This is a genomic window from Salipiger sp. HF18 (genome assembly GCF_011806505.1).
GTDB lineage: Bacteria > Pseudomonadota > Alphaproteobacteria > Rhodobacterales > Rhodobacteraceae > Salipiger > Salipiger thiooxidans.
In genome coordinates, this window is record NZ_JAATOS010001004.1 from 1 (window position 1) to 505 (window position 505).

Here is a 505-nt window from a genome sequence, read left to right on the forward strand (position 1 = left end):
CTTGTGGGTGTAGATCTCGGAGGGCGCCGTAGCATTCAAAAACACGTGGGGGCCACGCAGAACGGTGAATTTCTCGATCTTGTTCGGCAGCGGGATCGGGCCGCGCACCTGCGCGCCGGTCCGCTTGGCGGTGTTCACGATCTCCTGCGTCGATGCATCGAGGACGCGGTAATCGAACGCCTTGAGCCGGATGCGAATGTTCTGGCTTTGCATGTTCGGTCTGCCTTTTCATAGGCGTGAGAGTTGAGAGGAGGAACCAGGACCACCCTGTTCCCTCTTCGAACCCGGTCGGAAAGGATTTGCACCCCTTCCATAAATCGGTGGGTGCCGAAGCACCCACCTTTGGAAATCCGTGCAGTCGCGCCCTCTAAAGCGGGCGCCCCTGCGAGTCAAGAGCTCACAGCGCCTGACCGGAAATGTTCTGGGCTGGCCGGTCGCCCGAGGGAAACCGGCCGGGTCCGATCCCGCTTACGCGAGGATCTTGGAGACGACGCCCGAACCGACG

At 61.4% G+C, this 505-nt stretch carries 1 protein-coding gene; it reads right to left on the reverse strand.

Features of this window, described 5'->3' with window-relative positions; all coding sequences use genetic code 11:
- The coding region (rpsJ, locus tag HC022_RS28505; protein WP_167454591.1) for a 30S ribosomal protein S10 at nucleotides 1-213 on the reverse strand (213 nt) is incomplete at its 3' end.
- Nucleotides 214-505: the final 292 nt, after the last annotated feature.